The organism is Methyloradius palustris, from assembly GCF_019703875.1.
Classification (GTDB): Bacteria; Pseudomonadota; Gammaproteobacteria; order Burkholderiales; family Methylophilaceae; genus Methyloradius; species Methyloradius palustris.
This window is the reverse complement of record NZ_AP024110.1, coordinates 149,534-169,361: the sequence shown is the minus strand read 5'-3', so window position 1 is coordinate 169,361 and position 19,828 is coordinate 149,534. Positions and strand designations below refer to the sequence as shown.

At 46.5% G+C, this 19,828-nt stretch carries 19 protein-coding genes and 1 riboswitch; of the genes, 11 read left to right on the top strand and 8 right to left on the bottom strand.

The genetic code is table 11. The features are described 5' to 3' along the window. Positions 1–16 precede the first annotated feature (16 nt). Together dprA and ZMTM_RS00825 are read left to right on the top strand one after the other, a co-directional pair. Positions 17–1,117, top strand: a complete 1,101-nt coding sequence (dprA, locus tag ZMTM_RS00830; protein WP_221764472.1) for a DNA-processing protein DprA — start codon at positions 17–19, stop codon at positions 1,115–1,117. A gap of 127 nt (positions 1,118–1,244) precedes the next feature. Next, positions 1,245–1,703 carry a DUF494 domain-containing protein gene (locus ZMTM_RS00825; RefSeq protein WP_221764471.1) on the top strand — a complete coding sequence of 153 codons (459 nt, stop codon included), beginning with the start codon at positions 1,245–1,247 and terminating at the stop codon, positions 1,701–1,703. An 11-nt stretch (positions 1,704–1,714) separates the two neighbouring features. On the opposite strand, the gene metF is transcribed toward ZMTM_RS00825, so the two are convergent. The 5 genes from metF to metK all read right to left on the bottom strand — a co-directional run bounded on the left by metF (position 1,715) and on the right by metK (position 7,113). Beyond that, complete coding sequence (gene metF, locus ZMTM_RS00820) at positions 1,715–2,554, bottom strand: methylenetetrahydrofolate reductase [NAD(P)H] (protein ID WP_221764470.1); 840 nt, start codon at positions 2,552–2,554, stop codon at positions 1,715–1,717. A 50-nt stretch (positions 2,555–2,604) separates the two neighbouring features. After that, entirely contained in the window at positions 2,605–2,952 is a 348-nt protein-coding gene (locus ZMTM_RS00815; protein WP_221764469.1) for a phage holin family protein, read from the bottom strand. A gap of 68 nt (positions 2,953–3,020) precedes the next feature. Further along, positions 3,021–4,430, bottom strand: a complete 1,410-nt coding sequence (gene ahcY / locus ZMTM_RS00810; RefSeq protein ID WP_221764468.1) for an adenosylhomocysteinase — start codon at positions 4,428–4,430, stop codon at positions 3,021–3,023. A 102-nt stretch (positions 4,431–4,532) separates the two neighbouring features. Further along, positions 4,533–4,607, bottom strand: a riboswitch (S-adenosyl-L-homocysteine riboswitch). A 72-nt stretch (positions 4,608–4,679) separates the two neighbouring features. Continuing rightward, on the bottom strand, positions 4,680–5,903 hold the full coding sequence (locus ZMTM_RS00805; protein WP_221764467.1) for an HD-GYP domain-containing protein: 1,224 nt from the start codon (positions 5,901–5,903) through the stop codon (positions 4,680–4,682). A 52-nt stretch (positions 5,904–5,955) separates the two neighbouring features. Beyond that, complete coding sequence (gene metK, locus ZMTM_RS00800; protein ID WP_221764466.1) at positions 5,956–7,113, bottom strand: methionine adenosyltransferase; 1,158 nt, start codon at positions 7,111–7,113, stop codon at positions 5,956–5,958. An 83-nt stretch (positions 7,114–7,196) separates the two neighbouring features. Here metK and ZMTM_RS00795 point away from each other — a divergent pair, with 83 nt between their 5' ends. From ZMTM_RS00795 to ppk1, 9 genes are all read left to right on the top strand, one after another. Beyond that, positions 7,197–8,018 (top strand): lysophospholipid acyltransferase family protein, encoded by an 822-nt coding sequence (locus ZMTM_RS00795; protein ID WP_221764465.1) that lies wholly within the window; start codon positions 7,197–7,199, stop codon positions 8,016–8,018. Positions 8,019–8,111: 93 nt separating this feature from the next. Continuing rightward, entirely contained in the window at positions 8,112–8,987 is an 876-nt protein-coding gene (gene dapF, locus ZMTM_RS00790) for a diaminopimelate epimerase (RefSeq protein ID WP_221764464.1), read from the top strand. 59 nt (positions 8,988–9,046) lie between these two features. Next, positions 9,047–9,727, top strand: coding sequence for a DUF484 family protein (locus ZMTM_RS00785; RefSeq protein WP_221764463.1), 681 nt, complete (start codon positions 9,047–9,049; stop codon positions 9,725–9,727). 27 nt (positions 9,728–9,754) lie between these two features. Beyond that, positions 9,755–10,636, top strand: a complete 882-nt coding sequence (gene xerC, locus ZMTM_RS00780) for a tyrosine recombinase XerC (protein ID WP_221764462.1) — start codon at positions 9,755–9,757, stop codon at positions 10,634–10,636. Positions 10,637–10,758: 122 nt separating this feature from the next. Beyond that, positions 10,759–11,340 (top strand): superoxide dismutase, encoded by a 582-nt coding sequence (locus ZMTM_RS00775; protein WP_221764461.1) that lies wholly within the window; start codon positions 10,759–10,761, stop codon positions 11,338–11,340. A gap of 125 nt (positions 11,341–11,465) precedes the next feature. Then, positions 11,466–11,831, top strand: coding sequence for a hypothetical protein (locus ZMTM_RS00770; protein WP_221764460.1), 366 nt, complete (start codon positions 11,466–11,468; stop codon positions 11,829–11,831). Positions 11,832–11,994: 163 nt separating this feature from the next. Beyond that, complete coding sequence (locus ZMTM_RS00765) at positions 11,995–14,088, top strand: TonB-dependent receptor (RefSeq protein WP_404804699.1); 2,094 nt, start codon at positions 11,995–11,997, stop codon at positions 14,086–14,088. 97 nt (positions 14,089–14,185) lie between these two features. Continuing rightward, a complete protein-coding gene (locus tag ZMTM_RS00760; RefSeq protein ID WP_221764459.1) occupies positions 14,186–14,458 on the top strand; it encodes an oxidative damage protection protein in 273 nt (90 codons plus the stop codon). Positions 14,459–14,537: 79 nt separating this feature from the next. After that, a complete protein-coding gene (gene ppk1 / locus ZMTM_RS00755) occupies positions 14,538–16,622 on the top strand; it encodes a polyphosphate kinase 1 (protein ID WP_221764458.1) in 2,085 nt (694 codons plus the stop codon). Between the two features lie 31 nt (positions 16,623–16,653). Here ppk1 and ppx read toward each other — a convergent pair whose 3' ends face one another. The 3 genes from ppx to rpiA form a co-directional block, all read right to left on the bottom strand. Beyond that, positions 16,654–18,147 (bottom strand): exopolyphosphatase, encoded by a 1,494-nt coding sequence (gene ppx / locus ZMTM_RS00750; protein ID WP_221764457.1) that lies wholly within the window; start codon positions 18,145–18,147, stop codon positions 16,654–16,656. Between the two features lie 158 nt (positions 18,148–18,305). Then, entirely contained in the window at positions 18,306–19,013 is a 708-nt protein-coding gene (phoU, locus tag ZMTM_RS00745) for a phosphate signaling complex protein PhoU (RefSeq protein WP_221764456.1), read from the bottom strand. Between the two features lie 134 nt (positions 19,014–19,147). Beyond that, positions 19,148–19,804, bottom strand: coding sequence for a ribose-5-phosphate isomerase RpiA (gene rpiA / locus ZMTM_RS00740; RefSeq protein ID WP_221764455.1), 657 nt, complete (start codon positions 19,802–19,804; stop codon positions 19,148–19,150). Between the last annotated feature and the right edge of the window lie 24 nt (positions 19,805–19,828).

The window sequence follows — 19,828 nt, the reverse complement described above, 5'->3', positions numbered from 1 at the left end:
TACTTTAGATGACCGCATGGCAACTGCCTCAACTGCGCATGACGACGAAATTGCGCTATGGATTAGCTTAAGTTTAATCAATGGATTGGGTGGGCAAACCCTATGCAAATTGCTCAGCACTTTTGGAACACCTAGTTCAATTTACAGTGCGCCAATCAGTCAACTTAAAGAAGTTGCATCAGAAGCGATTGCCAAGCTAATCGCGCAAGGCCCTGATAATCAAGCAATACAGTCAACCTTAGATTGGTTAGCCATTGAGGATAACCATCTCATCACGCTAGCCGATAAGACCTATCCGAAACTACTGCTCGAAATTGCTGACCCACCGCCGCTGCTCTACGCAAAAGGCAATCTTGATTTACTCAACATGCCTTCTGTTGCGATCGTTGGCAGCCGCAATGCCTCTCCGCAAGGCGCCAAAAATGCTGAAGATTTTGCGTGTGCATTAAGTGAATTAGGCTTTTGTATCGTCAGTGGCATGGCATTGGGCATAGATGGCTCTGCGCATATTGGCGCACTAAAAGGTTCGGGTAACACCATCGCCGTTGTCGGCACTGGGCTTGATATCGTGTATCCAGCCAAACATCGTGATCTAGCGCATCAGATTGCACAACGCGGGCTCATTATTTCAGAATTTGGACTTAACACCCCGTCTCGCCCACAAAACTTCCCACGACGTAATCGTATTATCAGTGGTTTAAGTCTGGGATGTTTAGTCGTTGAGGCCAACATCCAGAGTGGGTCATTGATTACCGCTCGCCTTGCCACAGAACAGGGGCGCGAAGTATTTGCCATTCCAGGCTCAATCCATTCTCCAGTATCCAAAGGCTGCCATTCGCTGATTAAGCAAGGCGCGAAACTGGTGGATCATGTGCATGATATTGTGTCTGAACTGCAACCATTCACAGGATTAGAAACCATAGATGAATCAGAAACTCCGCCTGAAATCACTGATAATCCTATCCTGACTCACATGGGGTTCGACCCTATCAATATTGAAACTCTGATTGAACGTAGTGGCTTGACGAGTGAACAGCTTTCAGCCATGCTGTTAGTACTGGAGTTAGAGAATAAAGTGGCTACTCTCCCGGGTAGTCGCTACCAGCGAATTGCCTGATTCCATTCAGGTCAACTTTAAAGGGGTGCTGCTAAATTCAAATTGAATAGCAATGATCAGCCACCTACTTTCAAGGCCAGTCGTTTGCTTATCATATTGATTTTGATGTGCCCAGATTAGGGGAAATATGTTCGAAGTTTTGGTGTATCTGTTTGAAAATTACTTTGAAGCGAATATCCGTCCCGACCAACAAACTCTTGAAAAAGAACTTTCCGCAGCAGGCTTTGAGCAAGAAGACATTCATGGTGCATTTGACTGGTTTACTTCACTTGAGTCCATGACGAATGACTCTGGTATTGCCTCAACCGACTCAAGCACCAGCTTTAGAATTTTTGCAGAAGCAGAAACCAAAAAAATCAGCCAAGAAAGCCTGAGCTTCATCATGTTTCTTGAGCAAGCCAATGTGCTTAATGCGATTCAGCGTGAATTAGTGATAGATCGCGCCATGGCATTAGCGCAACCAGAAGTAAGGCTTGAAGAAACGCGCTGGATTGTGTTGATGGCTTTATGGAACCAAGGCAAAGCTAAAGACTATTTATTTGTAGAAGACGCGGTATTTAGCGATACCAAGCCGATTCTGCATTAATGCTTAGCCAATTAAAGCTTAGTAAGGTCTAACTGGCTGGCAATTTGCGAAATGATACCGGCTTGATTCAGTGTGTAGAAATGCAAGCCGGGCGCACCGCCAGCCAATAGTTCTTGGCAAAGCTCTGCAACTACGTCCACGCCAAATGCACGTAGTGAAGGTAAATCATCCCCGTAATCCTGAAGTCTCAAACGCAACCAGCGAGGGATATCTGCGCCACATACATCTGAAAAACGCGATAACTGGGTAAAGTTATAAATGGGCATGACGCCTGGCACTATTGGAATATCAATGCCTAGAGCTTGGCATTGATCCATGAATCTGAAGTAAGCATCTGGATTGTAAAAATACTGAGTAATCGCAGCGTTTGCACCCGCATCCACCTTATTTTTAAAATGCTGCAAATCACTCGCTGCCGAGCGTGCATCAGGATGAAACTCTGGATAAGCAGCCACTTCAATCTGGAACGCATCGCCACTGGTCTGGCGAATAAATTGAACCAGCTCGTTGGCATAGCGAAAATCCCCTGCGCTGGCTTCACCTGAAGGCAAGTCACCCCGCAATACCACCAAGCGCTTAATACCATTACTACGATATGTATCCAGCAAAGCCGATATTTCAGCTTTAGTAGATGAGATACCTGAGATGTGGGGGGCTGCTTCGTAGCCTTCTCCCTGAATCTCAAATACCGTATCTTTGGTGCGATCACGCGTAGAGCCGCCAGCACCAAAAGTGACAGAGAAAAACTTGGGATTCAGCAAAGCCAACTGCTTACGAGTTTCACGAAGTTTAGCGATACCTTCCACCGTCTTAGGCGGAAAAAACTCAAAACTGATAATAGGCTGTGTCATGTAATACGATGCTTCAATAGTTAAATTGGCTTGGCTGCTAGTCTGTTTGTCTAGTCTTTAGTACCAAGAATCAGAGCTGTTAGTGCCCACGAAATAATGCTGTAAAGGATGGCGCCGATAATGCCAGCCATTAAAGTCTGCACTTCAAAACTTTGGAGTATGTGGCCAACAAAATAAAACAGCAGGCCATTAATTACCAGAATGAATAAACCCAAGGTCACTATCGTCACAGGCAATGTCAGCAAAATCAGAATGGGCTTAATCAGCATATTGACCACACCAATCACAGCGGCAGCAATCAATGCGCCAGTGAGCCCTGATACATGAATTGAGGGAACAAGATAAGTGACCGCAATTAAGGCCAGTGCATTTAAAAGCCAGACTATCAGTAGTTTCATCGTGATTCCTCTTTTATGTAACAGTTAAATATGGCTCAGACAAATCTTGCCTGAGCCGCCTGAATCAATTAATACCTATAGCTATCAGCCTTAAATGGACCATTTTTTGATACGCCAATATAAGCGGCTTGCTGATCAGTCAAGGTTGAAAGTTGCGCATTCAACTTTTTGAGTTGTAATACTGCCACTTTTTCGTCCAGATGCTTAGGCAATGTATAAACGCCTACTGGATATTGCTCTGGATGACTGAATAACTCGATTTGCGCAATCGTTTGGTTGGCGAAAGAAGAACTCATCACATAGCTTGGATGGCCAGTACCACAGCCAAGATTCACTAAACGGCCTTTTGCTAGCAGGATAATCTTTTTGCCATCTGGGAAAATCACATGATCTACCTGTGGCTTGATTTCGTCCCACTCATATTTTTCCAGTGACGCAACATCAATCTCGTTATCAAAGTGACCAATATTACAAACAATTGCCTGATCTTTCATTTTTGCCATGTGTTCGTGGCTAATGACATGGTAATTACCTGTTGCGGTCACAAAAATATCAGCATGTTCAGCAGCATAATCCATGGTCACCACACGATAGCCTTCCATCGCAGCTTGTAATGCACAGATTGGATCAACTTCCGTTACCCAAACTTGAGCAGAAAGAGCGCGAAGCGCTTGGGCAGAACCCTTGCCTACATCGCCGTAACCAGCGACTACGGCCACTTTACCGGCAATCATCACATCGGTAGCACGCTTGATCGCATCCACTAACGATTCACGGCAACCATACAAGTTGTCGAATTTTGATTTGGTGACTGAGTCGTTAACGTTAATGGCTGGGAAAGCCAAACGGCCTTCTTTATGCATTTGATACAAGCGATGCACGCCAGTCGTGGTCTCTTCAGTCACACCACGAATATGCTTCAAGCGCGTTGAGTACCATGTTGGATCAACAGCGAGCTTGGCCTTGATGCTGTTGAACAGGCAAATTTCTTCTTCACTGGTTGGGTTACTCAGCAAGCTAACATCTTTTTCTGCATTGGTACCCAGATGCAGCAACAGGGTTGCATCGCCACCATCATCCAGAATCATATTGGTGTAGCCGCCATCCGCCCATTCAAAAATGCGGTGGGTGTAATCCCAATACTGCTCCAATGTTTCGCCTTTGACGGCAAACACTGGTGTGCCGCCAGCGGCAATAGCAGCGGCAGCATGGTCTTGTGTAGAGAAAATATTACATGAAGCCCAGCGGACTTCAGCTCCCAAATCGTTAAGGGTTTCAATCAGCACCGCTGTTTGAATCGTCATATGAAGAGAGCCAGTAATACGCGCACCCTTCAAAGGCTTGATGGCTGCGTACTCTTCGCGAATCGCCATTAAGCCTGGCATTTCGGTTTCGGCAATGGCAATTTCCTTACGGCCAAAAGCGGCAAGGTTTATATCGGCAATTACATAATCTTTAATATCAGCCACAGTATTCATTTTCAAATCCTAGAATGTGTGGCCGGAAGGGATAAGGCTAAGAGAGTCTGACAGAAAGTCATTTGACGCTGCTCACCCACATCACGTGTCCGGCACGGGTTAGTAAGATGAGCGCGGTTTGATACATTGTCCGAGCCTGGGATCAAATTAAATTGACTCGCAACGCTCCTCGGAAAGAAAAGTATTATACGCAAAACTTGTTTTACGGCAAATTTGCATGCCAAAAAACGTCAATACTTGATGTAATGCCTATTGTGTCCAAACATCGTTTATATCTTTAATGCCCCAAGCCGCAGGGTCATCATGTTTTATGATTTCATCATGAGCAGAAGGTTTCGATAAATCCAAAATTTCTACGGGAATACGCATTTTGGATCTGGTCGAGAAAAAGACTTTAACAATTGGAGTGAGTAACGATTTAGGGCTCTGATCTGCTACCACCCCTAAACGGCCTGATTTCATCAACACCATAGAGCCAATTGGGTAAATGCCGACGCTTTTCACAAAAGCTTTGAACACGACATCATCAAAATGCGTTTTGCTCCATTGCGCCATGCGCTGCAAAGAAACCCCTGGCTCCCAGCCTTCTTTGTAGGGACGGTTTGAAGTAATCGCATCATAGACATCACAAACAGCACCCATTTTTGCAAAAAGGCTAATTTTGTCACCTGCAAGTTTATGAGGATAACCTGAACCATCTACTTTTTCATGGTGATGCAAACATACGTCCAGTGCGACTTCATCAATACCCACACTTTTCAATAAATACTCATGTCCACGCACTGGGTGCAATTTGACTTTATCAAATTCTTCGTCTGTCAGCTTGCCAGGCTTGTTTAATATATCTAAAGAAACAGCCACTTTACCTATGTCGTGCACCAAGCCTGCAAGGCCAGCCTGCCTAGTTTCAGCTTCGGATAAATTAAGCTCCTTTGCCAGCGCTACCATCAATGCACAGACTGCGACTGAATGCATATAAGTGTAATCGTCTTGATCTTTTAGGCGTACTAAGCTGATGAGCGCCCCTTCGTTGCGTGATACTGAATTTGCAATCTCTTCAACCAGAGACATCGCGCCTTCTGTATTAATTGCCCGCCCCATACGAATCTCTTTAAACATAGATGAGACTGCGGACTTTGAGGATTTGATAATTTTTGCAGCTCGCTCACGCTCTTCTGCGGCGGTTACTCTTGTTATTTTGGTAGTGGGTACGCTTAGCGGCGCATCAGGGGCAATCTCTGCCTTGATAGCAGTCTCACTTACTGGTTTTGGCTCAGCTTGCTCAAGTACGTCTAAACCCTTATCGGTATCAATCACCACGCCAGAGAGACTACTGGCCACGATCTTCTTTAAGTCGTCAATATTGTCCAGCTTGAAGGATTTGCGCCAGAACGGATGGTTCATCCAGGTTCCTTGCAATTCCTGAATGAACATTCCTAGCCTGATTTTATCGAGTGGGATTTGCTTTAACATGATTGCTGGTTATCTTTTTAATTTCTTAAATAACCAGCAATTAATGTACCAATCATAAAGCTGCTTTTAACAATGCAGCTTTATCTACAGCTTCCCAAGTAAATTCAGGCTCATCGCGCCCAAAGTGGCCGTAGGCCGCGGTTTTAGTGTAGATCGGACGTAATAAATCGAGCATTTTAACGATGCCTTTAGGGCGCAAATCAAAATGCTCAAGCACCAATTGTGTCAAAATTTCGTTAGAAACTTTACCCGTGCCATAAGTCTCAACCATCACACTGGTTGGACGTGCCACGCCAATCGCATACGAAACCTGTACCAGGCAACGAGAGGCCAAACCAGCAGCTACAATGTTCTTGGCCACATAGCGACCAGCGTAAGCGGCTGAGCGATCAACTTTTGAAGGGTCTTTGCCCGAGAACGCACCACCACCATGAGGGGCAGCGCCGCCATAGGTATCCACGATAATCTTGCGGCCTGTCAGGCCGCAATCGCCTTGTGGGCCACCAATCACGAAACGGCCAGTAGGATTTACCAAGAATTTGATTTCACCCTTGATTAGTTCTTTAGGCAATATCGGCTTGATGATCTCTTCAATTACCGCTTCACGTATGTTTTCCAGCGACATTTCTGGCGCGTGCTGAGTGGAAATCAGTACGGTATCAATCGCGGATGGCTTGCCATCCACGTATTTAATTGTGACCTGACTTTTCGCATCTGGGCGTAGCCAAGGTAAACGGCCATCTTTACGTAATTGAGATTGGCGCTCCATCAGGCGGTGTGCCAACCAGATAGGCAAAGGCATCAACTGTGGCGTTTCATCGCAAGCGTAGCCAAACATCAAGCCTTGGTCACCAGCGCCTTGGTCTAGCGGATCATCGTCTGCGTTATCAACACCCTGCGCAATGTCTGGTGATTGCTTGTCGTATGCCACCAGCACTGCGCAACCACGGTAATCGATACCGTAGTCGGTATTATCATAGCCAATACGCTTGATGGTTTCGCGCGCAACTTTGATGTAATCAACATTGGCCGTCGTAGTAATTTCACCTGCTAGCACTACCAAACCAGTATTGGTGAGGGTTTCTGCTGCAACTCTGGCTGTAGGGTCTTGCTCCAAAATAGCATCAAGAATACTGTCTGAAACTTGATCGGCAACTTTGTCTGGGTGTCCTTCTGAGACGGATTCAGAAGTAAATAGATATTCATTCATAGGATTGTGAGTAACTTGTTGTTGATGGGTTGAAGAGAAAGACAGTTAGAATAACAAATTCATCTGTAATCAAAAAGAAAATCATGCTTAAGATTTTTTTGCGCCTGTTTTCCTATCCGCCTTTAGTGGTTGTTCATGGCTTGGGGTGCTTGTTGGGCTATTTGTTCTATTTCGGTAATAAAAAATTTGCCGCGCGCGTTAAAGACAATCTTTCAACTGCGCATATTCCCGAGGCCGAAAAATCACTGAATGCCTTTATACGCCACAACGCCAGAGAGTCTGGGAAAGCCATATTAGAAACATTTGCTATCTGGTTTAAACCCTTGGCTAAAGCACAAGGCCTGGTGAAAGCCAGCCATGGCTGGGATCATGTTGAAGCTGCGCTAGCTCGAGGCAAAGGCATTATTTTTCTTACGCCACATTTAGGCTGTTTTGAGATTACGGCACTCCACTACGCGCAATTCCATCCAGTCACTGTGCTCTACAGACCTTCACGCCAAGCATGGTTTGAGCCGATTGTTTCAGAAGGCAGAAATCGCGGCATGATGCGGCAAACTCCTACTAACCTGACTGGTGTGCGCACACTTTTAAAGTGCCTGAAAAAAGGTGAGGCCATTGGCATATTGCCAGACCAGGTACCTAAATTTGGTGAAGGGGTCTGGGCCAATTTCTTTGATCGCCCCGCCTACACCATGACCTTAATCGGGAAACTACTAGAAGCAACAGGAGCGACCGTCATGCTAGCTTATGGCGAACGACTTTCTTGGGGCCGAGGCTATGTAATTCATTTCGAGCCGCTTGAAACCACGGGCTCGCCAGAAGAAATAAACAAGGGTATAGAAAGCCTGATACGCCGTTGCCCAACGCAATATTTATGGAGTTACAACCGCTTTAAAAAACTTTAGTCCAAGCACCAATACTTCTTGGCTATCAGCAAGTCAGGCATTCCCTTACAATATGCTAATGTCATTAATACTTAGCTTGGCAACCCAATCTGCATGAACATTAAATTCACCAAAATGCACGGCATCGGCAACGACTTTGTCGTGATTGATGCTTACTCAAGTGTTGTTAGTCTGAGCGCCAATCAAATTCGAGCGATTGCAGACAGGCACTTTGGTATTGGTTGTGATCAGCTTCTACTCGTAGAAAAATCAACGCTACCCAATGTAGATTTTCGCTACCGTATCTTTAATGCAGACGGTAGCGAAGTGGAGCAATGTGGCAATGGTGCTCGTTGTTTTGTGCGGTTTGTACATGATAAACATCTCACCGAGAAAAATGAGATCCGCGTCGAAACCATGCGCGGCATCATCACGCTTACGCTCGAAAATAATGGCCAAGTGACTGTCAATATGGGGCCACCGCGCTTTAACCCTGATCAAATTCCATTTATTGCTGATGCGCCTGCTGAAACTTATAGCCTGGATGTAGGAGGTGAGGAGATCAATATTTCGGCAGTCTCTATGGGCAACCCACATGCAGTGCAGATTGTAGCCAACACGGGATCAGCTCCAGTGGCTCTACAAGGTCCATTAATCGAGGCTCATCCACGTTTCCCAGAACATGTGAATGCTGGGTTTATGCAAATAATAGATGACCACCATATTCGCTTGCGTGTGTTTGAGCGTGGCAGTGGAGAAACCTTAGCCTGTGGAAGCGGCGCCTGCGCGGCAGTGGTTGCGGGCATTAAGCTTGGCTTACTGAATTCACCCGTCAATGTGTCCATGCGTGGCGGTGAATTGAATATTGTATGGAACGGCAATAACAGTGATGTAATGATGACAGGCCCTGCGGAACCAGTGTTCGACGGTGAATTAGATCTAAGCCGCATCGATACACAAACTGTTGCCACACAAACCGCTGTCATATAAACAATAGACACATTGAACGATAAAGCGTCATTATAAGAACCATCAATTGAGGAAGCATAATGGAACCAAATAACCAATTATCTGAAGACGACATTACCGCTTTTTTGCGCGCAAATCCCAAGTTTTTTGAGCGCCATCCTGAATTGCTCATCAACATGTATCTACCAAGCACGCATGGCGGCGGCACTGTTTCATTAGCGGAACGCCAACAGCTTGCACAGCGCGACAAAATCCGCGTACTTGAAGCAAAAATGGCTGAATTTCTGCGATATGGTGAGGAAAATGATGCTATTAGCGATAAAGTACATCGCTTAAGTTTAGGCCTGCTAGCTGCACAAAACTTTGAGATATTCACGCAACTGCTAATTCACGCTTTACATGATGATTTTCAGGTACCTCACGCCGGCCTTCGCCTGTGGGCAGTGCCACAAGATAGTGCGCACAGTGACGATGTCATTTTCTCTGGTGTAGATCATGAGCTCAAAGCATGGACAGAAAGCTTGGTAGCTCCTTACTGCGGAAGTCGTCCCGGGCTTGAGCTTGACAGCTGGTTTGGCGAAGATGCCGCGCCAAAATCGTTTGCACTCATCGCGCTACGCGGCGAAAAAGTATTTGGTTTGCTCGCCATGGCGTCAGAAGATGAAAAACGGTTTTACCCTGAAATGGGCATGTTGTATTTGAATCGTATCGGCGAATTAGTGAGCGCTGGCCTGCTCTCATATATTGAGTCAGATGCATAAGATTTATATGGTTGAAATGGCATAACATTGGCCGAGCTACTTGATAGCTATCTTGATTATCTCGCGCATGAGCGCGGATTGAGTATATTGACCCGCGAGAACTACGCACGCGACATCAAAACATTGTTAAAGCTGGCTGATTCGGTAGCGCTGGTAAAATTGCAGCCTCAGCATATCCGCCGTTTTGTTGCCACACTCCATGGGCAAGGCCTCAACGGCAAAAGTATTGCCCGCACTTTATCTGCCTGGCGTGGGTTTTTTGACTATCTCAACCTGAAATCAGACATGCCGTCCAATCCGTGTATCGGCATGCGCGCACCGAAATCTGCCAAAATGCTTCCACAAGCCCTGTCAACAGATCAGGCTGTCAAACTGGTCAGCATTGATGATAGTGAAGGAACATTGGCGGTACGCGACCATGCGATTCTTGAATTATTTTATTCGTCAGGCTTACGGCTGGCCGAACTGGTTGGATTGAATCTTGAGGATGTTGACCTGAAATCAGGCATCGCCACCGTCACCGGTAAAGGCAATAAAACCCGCATGGTACCAGTGGGCAGCCATGCGATTACAGCACTAGAACGCTGGTTGCTGATACGTCAACAGTTTCAAGGCAAAGACCCGCAGGCGCTTTTTGTTAGCAAGCTGGGTAAACGCATCAGTGGGCGGGCAGTGCAATACCGCCTCAAAGAATGGGCCATTAAACAAGGGATTAACAGTGATGTGCATCCACATATGTTGCGACATAGTTTTGCCACGCACGTACTTCAATCTACCGGCGATTTGCGTGCAGTGCAAGAAATGCTAGGCCATGCCAATATCAGCACGACTCAGGTTTATACGCATCTTGATTTTCAGCATCTGGCTAAAGTTTATGATGCAGCGCATCCACGCGCCAAGAAAAAATAAACTCGGCTTTTTATTAGCCAGATATTGATAATGATTCTCACTAAGCGAGATTCATTATCTCTGTGGCAGAATCATTTGTCCCGAATTTTGCAGCACATTTTAATACTTATTAAGGATACATCATGGAACATACCCTACCAGCTTTACCTTATGCAAAAGATGCTTTGGCTCCTGTAATCTCAGTTGAAACCATTGATTACCACTACGGCAAACATCATCAGACTTATGTGACCAACCTGAACAACCTGATCAAAGGCACTGAGTTTGAAAACTCAACATTGGAAGAAATCGTACTGAAAGCTTCTGGTGGCATTTTCAACAATGCAGCCCAAGTGTGGAACCATACGTTTTACTGGAATGGCTTCAAACCTAATGGCGGCGGCGCACCTACTGGTGAACTAGCTGCAGCGATTGACAAAGCATTTGGTTCATTTGATGAGTTCAAGAAACAATTCACACAAAAAGCCATCACCACATTCGGCTCTGGCTGGGCTTGGTTGGTAAAAAACAAGGACGGTTCATTGAGCCTTGAAAGCACCAGCAACGCAGCTACGCCTTTGACTAGCGGTCAAACACCATTGCTAACCATCGACGTATGGGAACACGCTTACTACGTGGATTATCGCAATGCACGTGCTAAATATGCAGAAGAATTCTGGAGTATTGTGAACTGGGATTTTGTTGCTGCAAACTTTAAGGCTTAGATTTTACTGCGGCCAATAAAGCCGGTGGATATACGTCTGTTTAAGAACTAAAAAGCCGCATCTTTGCAAAAGATGCGGCTTTTGTTTTTTGTGTTTTCCTGAATTACTCTGCTAGAATCCAGTCCATGTTTCGTCGTTTCTTACTCCCGTTTTCGCTCATTCTGCTGTTCGGCATCGCACAGCTAGGGGCTTTGACGCACGAAATTTCGCACTTCACTACTGATTTAGCGAGAGCAGACATTGTCTATGCTTCTGAGACCACCAGCCAAATTTCTGCTACTCAAAAAACTCCTCAAGACAATGCTCCAGATACACCTTTTTGTGCAAAATGTTTAAGCTATGGCGCGCTGGCACATACAGTACATGCAACTAATTTTACTGTGGTGTTATTCGATAACAGCTTTGAAATTCAGCAAGCCGAACAACACAATAGTTATCTCAAGCCACTCCTTCTCTCCTACGCAGCCCGCGCACCGCCAGTTCTCGCTTAAGTAAACATCTCTAACCCTGCGCGTGAATTTTCACACGCAGGCCATGTTTTATTTTTTAAGCGAGAACATCATCATGCATGCTTCAAATATCCCTGCGAACCCGCTAGGCTTTGCAAGCAAGGTAATACTTGCGCGTAAAAAAATGTTTATTGCGCTTTCTGTCATGTTTATTTCCCCAGGACTGATTTCAACAAGTTTCGCGCAAGACAATACTAGCGACGCCTCTGCGCTCAATCTTGATTTACCCGCCGTACCTGTCACAGGCAATCCGCTAGGCGTATCGTCTGATGAACTGGTTGTGCCAGTTGCTGTACTCAATGGCCGCGAGCTTTCATTGCAACGCGAAAGCACACTTGGCGAAACCCTCAAGTCTATTCCAGGCGTAAGCTCCACCTATTACGGACCTGGCGCATCAAGACCGATAATTCGTGGTCTGGATGGCGACCGTGTAAAAATCATGCAAAACGGCATTGGTGTATTAGATGCTTCAAGCCTGAGCTTTGATCATGCCGTAGCACTTGATCCTTTAGTCATTGAGCAAATTGATGTAGTACGCGGACCTGCAGCACTGTTATATGGCGGCAGCGCCGTGGGTGGGGTGGTCAACGCTATTGATCACCGCATTCCAACAGAATCACTCGACGGTGTCACAGGTCGTGCAGAAGCCCGTTACGGCGGTGCCGATAATGAGAAAAATGGCGCGGTAGTGGTAGATGCAGGCAATGGTTTATTTGCCATTCATGCTGACGTTTACAAGCGCGATAGCGATGATTTACGCATTCCTGGCTACCAGGCTTCAGACCGTTTACGCGCCCAACAAGCCGCTCAGGGTGACCCTATCGACTTACGCAAAGGTACCTTGCAAAATAGCTCATCTGAGGGTGATGGCGGTGCACTTGGTGCATCCCTGACCTTTGACAAAGGCTACGCAGGGTTTTCATATTCCACATTTAACAGCAACTATGGCTCGGTGGCAGAGCCTGCTGTACGCTTGGATATGGAAAGCCAACGCTGGGATTTTGCCTCTGAATTCCATGATCTGGGGCCAGTCATCAGCCGCGTAAAATTGCGCTTGGGCAATACCAATTACCAGCATCAAGAAATTGAAGATGGCCAAATAGGGACGACATTCAAGAATAAAGGTTTGCAGGGCTCGCTAGAGGCCGAACACGCCAAAATCGGCAATATCACTGGCGTAGTTGGCGTGCAATTCCAGAACACCAATTTCCAGGCGCTGGGCGATGAAGCCTTTATCCCAAAAACCAATACCAACAGCAAGGCAGTATATCTCTACGAAGAGCTACCGATTGATACGCTCAAATTCAGCCTTGGCGGGCGACTTGAGCATGCCAAGGTGAGTTCTGACGGCGGTGGCCCAGATGACCCCAACAACCCCGGCACGCCGCGTTTTGGTAGCGCGCAAACCAAAAGCTTTGACCCATTCAGTGCGGCATTTGGCACTTTGTATGCGCTCAATACCCATTGGTCTTTAGCAGGTAATCTTGCCCATACCGAGCGAGCGCCGTCTTATAACGAGCTATTTGCCAACGGACCACACTTTGCGACAGGGCAATATGAGGTTGGCAACCCAGACTTGAACAAGGAAAAGTCAAACGGGATTGATGCACAACTACGTTGGAAAACCGAAAAGAATTCTTTCAGTATCGGCGCGTTTTATACCAAGTTTAGTAACTTTTTGAGCCTGGAAAATACAGCCAATACTCGTGGAGCCGATGGGGAAATCAACCCACAAGACCTTAATAATGATGGAATTGCTGACATTTCAGGTGAACAAATCGTGCCTGAAGCCCAAGTGATTGGAGTACGAGCCACATTCAACGGCTTTGAATCCGAGGCTAAATTCAGGGTGTATGAAGGCCATGGCGACCTTGATCTAAAGCTACGTGGTGATTATGTACGTGCCACCAATAGCGATACTGGCACACCTTTGCCGCGTATCGCGCCACTCAAGATCGGCACAGGGCTTAACTATCAATTGAATCGCTTCGGCGCACGACTGGATGTTTTGCACGCATTCAGCCAGAACCGCACGGATACATTTGAGCTGGCTACTGACGGCTACACCTCTGTCAATGCCATGCTGACTTATGTGATTCCTGCAGCTTTTCATCTTGAGGCGTTTGCCAAGGCAAACAACCTGCTGGATGAAGATATTCGCGACCATAGCTCATTCCTCAAGGATATTGCGCCTATGGGCGGGCGATCCATTCTGGTCGGGATGCGTGGTGATTTTTAAGTAACGCTGTCCCTGATGCGATAGCGCGTCTGCTATCGCATCAGGCTTCTGCTTGCGCTATGATAGAGGTCTTCATTTTTCATCCCTAAAGATCATCATGGCACGTACTGTTCATTGCATTAAATTAAACAAAGAGGCCGATGGCCTGGATTTTCCTCCGTATCCTGGCGATCTCGGTAAACGCATTTTCGAAAACGTCTCTAAAGAAGCCTGGGCTGGCTGGATCAAGCAGCAAACCATGCTGGTGAATGAAAACCGCCTTAGCTTGGCCGACCCGCAAGCACGTAAGTATCTGGCACAACAAACCGAAGCCTACTTTTTTGGCGATGGTGCGGATTCAGCTTCTGGCTATGTTCCACCAAAACCATAAAAACATGCACAGTAACATCATTAAATATTCACATTAGTCATCTTACTGTCATATAAAACACATAAAGTAAGGTTTTGATTTGTCGCAGCCTAAATTGAACCCAGACCACTTTATCAATCGTGAATTAGGCATACTTGCCTTTAATAAACGCGTGCTAGCACAAGCTGAAGATGCTCGAGTACCCTTACTCGAGCGCCTGAAGTTTCTCTCAATTTTCAGCAGTAATATGGACGAGTTCTTCGAGGTTCGCGTGGCTGGGCTCAAAGAACAGATCAAATACAACAACCTGCACGTTGGCGCAGATGGCATGTTACCCAAGCAGGTATTTGCTAGGGTTAGCGTAGAAGCCCATCAACTGGTTGAACACCAATATCAGATACTGAATGACATCGTATTGCCAGGGCTAGCCGAGCAAGGCATACGCTTTTGGCGCCGTGGATTCTGGAATGATGCCCAACGTGAATGGATACGTGGCTTCTTCTTTCGTGAGCTGATGCCTATCCTCACCCCAATTGGGCTTGATCCTTCGCACCCCTTCCCACGCGTTCTGAATAAGAGCCTTAACTTTGCTGTAGAGCTAGAAGGCAAAGATGCTTTTGGTCGTAACTCAGGTGTAGCGATTGTGCAGGCACCGCGCGCCTTGCCGCGTTTTATTAAGCTACCCAACGATATTGCTGGTTGCGAACATGGCTTCGTTTTCCTTTCATCTATATTGCATGCCCACGTCAACGAACTATTCAGCGGTATGCAAGTGAAGGGTTGTTACCAGTTCCGCGTAACGCGTGACAGTGATTTGACGCTGGACGATGAAGAAACCAAAGATTTACGCCAGGCTTTGCAGGGCGAACTTTCGCACAGGCAGTATGGTGATGGCGTACGGCTGGAAGTCGCCGATAGTTGCCCCGCTGAAATGTCGGCTTTCTTGCTAGGCCAATTTGGGCTTGGTCAGGATGACTTGTATCAAGTTAACGGCATCGTGAATTTAGTGCGTTTGATGCAGATTCCAGATTCAGTGGATAAACCCACACTGAAGTTCCCGCGTTATTCGCCAAGCACACCCAAAGAATTCAATAAAGAAACAGATATTTTCAAGGTGATCCGCAAAGGCGATGTGTTGCTGCATCATCCTTTCCAATCATTTAATCCTGTAATTGAGTTCATCCAGCAAGCTGCGGATGACCCTAACGTATTAGCTATCAAGCAAACGTTTTACCGCACCAGCGCTGATTCAACATTGATGAAATCCCTGATTGAAGCGGCCAAGCGTGGTAAAGAAGTCACGGTAGTCGTTGAACTGCTCGCCCGCTTTGATGAAGAAGCTAATATCAACTGGGCAGCCCAACTTGAAAATGCTGGCGCACATGTCATCTACGGCGTTGTCGGCCATAAAACCCACGCCAAAATGGCCATGGTAGTGCGCCGTGAGGACGACAAACTGCGCCGCTATGTGCACCTTTCCACTGGCAATTACCACCAGCGTACAGCGCGCCTATATACCGATTTTGGCTTACTTACTTGCCATGAAGAAATCTGTGAAGACGTGAATGATGTATTTGCCCAACTCACAGGCTTGGGCAAAGCCAGCAAACTGCGCCATCTGTGGCAATCGCCTTTTACCTTGCACAGCCAGTTGATCAAAGCGATTCATCACGAAACCGAGATTGCAAAATCAGGTAAAAAAGCACGCATCATCGCCAAGATGAATGCCTTGCTAGATGCCGACATCATTCGGGCACTATATGATGCTTCAACGGCTGGTGTAGAGATTGAACTTATCGTACGCGGCGTTTGCGCCTTAAAACCGGGCATGCCAGGCATTTCTGAGAATATCCGCGTACGTTCGATTGTGGGCCGCTTTCTGGAACACAGCCGCATTTTCTATTTTTACAACAATGGGCAAGAAAACACCTATCTGGCAAGTGCGGACTGGATGTATCGCAACTTCTTCCGCCGCATTGAAGTATGCTTCCCTATCCTGGATGCCAAGCTTAAGAAGCGTGTGTTTAAAGATGGTTTAGAGCCTTACCTGAAAGACAATACCAGCGCCTGGGAGATGTTGCCTGACGGCACATACAAACCGAGACTGGCAAGACGTGGTTCAGCGTTTAATGCACAAGAGTTTTTAACTAGTGAGCATGGCCAGAATTTACCGCAAGAGATTTAGATCTGAAGCTCTCAGATAAAACTAATAGAGATTATTCGCTGATGAGCAGCGGAATCGAGACATCTTTCCAATAAGCCACTTCGTTGCTTAACTCGGCTTCAGTAAGCGGATTATCTTTCAACCAGCCTGATTCAAGCGCTAACGAAAAACCAGTGTTGTCACGCATCAACTCAAGCGCCGGATGGCTATCATCAAGGCGATTGCGGTGAAACAATATCGCCAGTCGCAATACCATAATTAGAAGGCAACGATCATCATCTAGCGGCGGCAATGTAATTTTGGTTAAAGAACGCCGCTGTGCCCGCACCAGTAAACCCAAAGTCAGTTGCTCCATTTTGGAGAAGCCAGGCATATCTGCATTTTCAACAATATAGGCTGAATGCTTATGATAACCACTGTGGGCAATGGATATGCCGATTTCATGCAGCTTGACTGCCCAAATCAGGTAATGCTCGGCGGTTTCTTTGTTCATGCTGAGATTATCATCAACCTGATCAAGCAAGGCTAAAGCAAGCTTCTGCACACGCGTCACTTGATCTTGATCAACATGATAGCGCCGCATGAAGCTATTGACGGTTTCTTCACGTGTATCCTGGTGATGCATACGACCCAGCAACTCGTATAGCACGCCCTCACGCAAGGCGCTGCTCGCCGTGGTCATATGATCAATGTTTAATGCTTCAAACGCTGCCAGCATAATGCACAGGCCGCCTGGCAACACCGCAGCGCGGTCTGGGCTTAAGCCTTGCAATTGCAGTTTTTTGCTGTCTTTGCCTTTTAACAACAAATCCCGTAAATGCAATAAGCCTGCATGCGTAATCGCGCCATCTGTCACGCCTTGCAAGCGCATGATTTCGCCCAAGGAACGCGCGGTACCTGAAGAACCAACCGCTTCATGCCAAGACAATGTAGAGAAGTTTTTACGGATATTCTGGATTTCAGAAGCGGCCGCTAATTGTGCCTTAACCAAGCTATCTTCAGTAATTTTTCCATCCGGAAAAAACCTGAGGCTGTAGCTGACACAGCCCATGTATAGGCTTTCCATCTCTATCGGCTCAAGACCCTGGCCAATGATAAATTCGGTAGAACCACCACCAATGTCAATCACCAGGCGTTTATGGGTTGCGGCAGGCAAGCTATGACTAACGCCCACAAAAATCATGCGTGCTTCTTCGCGACCAGCAATGATTTCAATAGGGAAACCCAAGGCAGCCTCTGCCTCAGCCAGTAATTCAGCCGAGTTTTTTGCGACGCGGAAAGTATTGGTTGCAACAGCTCTTACAGCTTGCGGTGGCAAGCCGCGCAGACGTTCACCAAAGCGCTTGAGGCAATCAATTGCGCGACGTTGAGCATCTGCATCCAAGCGTTTATCTTTGCCCAAACCAGCGCCAAGACGCACTGGTTCACGCAAAGAATCATGGAATATCAGTTGTCCATCGACTACGCGGGCAAGTTGCAATCTAAAGCTATTGGAGCCTAAATCTACAGCGGCAATTTCTGACAGGATTGGTTTTTGTGTGGCCAAGACCAACCTTTATACGAGTATGAATTAAGAATGAAGATTACCGCAGTATGATGAACTGCGCATCTCTAAATTGTAACGTTATAACGATTACGCCAGCGAACAGAGGCTTGATTTAAGCTTGTTAACTGGCGTATATGAACTACTTAAACTTTACTTAATTAAGACTGCAAAGTCTCGCGTTCCATTTCTTCCAGGGAAATATGGCGCACATCTTTGCCTTTAACCATATACACCACATATTCAGCAATGTTTTTGGCGTGGTCACCAATACGTTCGATCGCTTTAGCCACAAAAAGCACTTCAAGTGACATTGAGATCGTACGTGGATCTTCCAGCATGAAGGTAATTAACTGACGCATGGCAGCGCGGAATTGCTCATCCACCTGTTCATCCTGACGTGCAACTTCAACCGTTTTAGTCACATCAAGGCGGGCAAAAGCATCGAGCGCAGTACGCAACATTTCGCGTACCAAACCTACCATGGACTTGATTTCATTAAAACGTGGGGTGTACATACGGTCTGACTCAGAAATCTTTTGTGCGACACGGGCAATCTTGGTCGCTTCATCACCAATACGCTCCAAGTCAGTAATGGTTTTCACCATCATCATAATCATGCGCAAATCACCTGCTGCAGGCTGGCGACGGGCAATAATGTGGCTGCAGTCTTCGTCAATCTGGATTTCCAAATCGTTAACTCGGCTGTCATTCGCCATTACGCTCTCGGCAAGGTTGCTATTGGCGTTCACTAGCGCATCAAGCGCATTAACGATTTGTTGCTCCACCAGGCCGCCCATTTGCAGCACTTTTGCGCGCACTGACTCGAGCTCAGCATCATATTGCTTGTACGTATGTTCAAATTGCATCGTGCGTTCCTTGTATATATTTTAAGCGCGTGTAGAAATGACTTAATCCCCACAGTGTAGCCGTTCAATATGACATTTTTGTGTCTAATTCTGCTTTGCCAGCACGCTTTGGAAACTAAAGCAGTCAGATAGCCCTATTTCTCGTAAGTTTTAACGCCTTCAGCGGTTGCCAACAATAATACATTGGCTGGGCGCGCGGCAAACAATCCATTAGTGACAACACCAACGATCTGGTTGATTTTGGCTTCCAGTTCAACTGGATTCAAGATTTGCAAACCAAACACGTCCAGAATCACATTGCCGTTATCGGTAGTGAAATCACGCAACTTTGGCTGACCGCCGAGCTTGACCAATTCTCGAGCCACATAGCTGCGCGCCATCGGGATGACTTCGACTGGCAGAGGAAACTTGCCCATCACAGGCACCAGCTTGCTGGCATCGGCGATACAGATAAATTTCTTGGCACAGGCCGCTACGATTTTTTCGCGGGTTAACGCACCACCACCGCCCTTGAGCATGTGTAGATGCTCAGTCACTTCATCCGCACCATCCACATAGATTTCCATACCATCTACGCTATTGAGATCAAACACCTCAATGCCATGCGCTTTCAAACGCTTTGCGGTTGCTTCTGAACTCGCTACTGCGCCATCAATCTTGGATTTAACTTTCGCCAGTTCATCAATAAAGAAATTGGCTGTAGAGCCAGTACCCACGCCAATAATGCCGCCTTTTACATAACTAACCGCTGCCGCTGCTACTTGTTGTTTTAATTCGTCTTGCGTTGCCATTTACTTTTATCCTGATTTTTTAAC

Excerpts from the sequence above, each read along its gene's own strand:
- dprA (WP_221764472.1), top strand. The coding sequence starts at position 17 with ATGGCAACTGCCTCAACTGCGCATGACGACGAAATTGCGCTATGGATT.
- ZMTM_RS00825 (WP_221764471.1), top strand. The coding sequence starts at position 1,245 with ATGTTCGAAGTTTTGGTGTATCTGTTTGAAAATTACTTTGAAGCGAAT.
- metF (WP_221764470.1), bottom strand. The coding sequence starts at position 2,554 with ATGACACAGCCTATTATCAGTTTTGAGTTTTTTCCGCCTAAGACGGTG.
- ZMTM_RS00815 (WP_221764469.1), bottom strand. The coding sequence starts at position 2,952 with ATGAAACTACTGATAGTCTGGCTTTTAAATGCACTGGCCTTAATTGCG.
- ahcY (WP_221764468.1), bottom strand. The coding sequence starts at position 4,430 with ATGAATACTGTGGCTGATATTAAAGATTATGTAATTGCCGATATAAAC.
- ZMTM_RS00805 (WP_221764467.1), bottom strand. The coding sequence starts at position 5,903 with ATGTTAAAGCAAATCCCACTCGATAAAATCAGGCTAGGAATGTTCATT.
- metK (WP_221764466.1), bottom strand. The coding sequence starts at position 7,113 with ATGAATGAATATCTATTTACTTCTGAATCCGTCTCAGAAGGACACCCA.
- ZMTM_RS00795 (WP_221764465.1), top strand. The coding sequence starts at position 7,197 with ATGCTTAAGATTTTTTTGCGCCTGTTTTCCTATCCGCCTTTAGTGGTT.
- dapF (WP_221764464.1), top strand. The coding sequence starts at position 8,112 with ATGAACATTAAATTCACCAAAATGCACGGCATCGGCAACGACTTTGTC.
- ZMTM_RS00785 (WP_221764463.1), top strand. The coding sequence starts at position 9,047 with ATGGAACCAAATAACCAATTATCTGAAGACGACATTACCGCTTTTTTG.
- ZMTM_RS00775 (WP_221764461.1), top strand. The coding sequence starts at position 10,759 with ATGGAACATACCCTACCAGCTTTACCTTATGCAAAAGATGCTTTGGCT.
- ZMTM_RS00770 (WP_221764460.1), top strand. The coding sequence starts at position 11,466 with ATGTTTCGTCGTTTCTTACTCCCGTTTTCGCTCATTCTGCTGTTCGGC.
- ZMTM_RS00765 (WP_404804699.1), top strand. The coding sequence starts at position 11,995 with ATGTTTATTTCCCCAGGACTGATTTCAACAAGTTTCGCGCAAGACAAT.
- ZMTM_RS00760 (WP_221764459.1), top strand. The coding sequence starts at position 14,186 with ATGGCACGTACTGTTCATTGCATTAAATTAAACAAAGAGGCCGATGGC.
- phoU (WP_221764456.1), bottom strand. The coding sequence starts at position 19,013 with ATGCAATTTGAACATACGTACAAGCAATATGATGCTGAGCTCGAGTCA.
- rpiA (WP_221764455.1), bottom strand. The coding sequence starts at position 19,804 with ATGGCAACGCAAGACGAATTAAAACAACAAGTAGCAGCGGCAGCGGTT.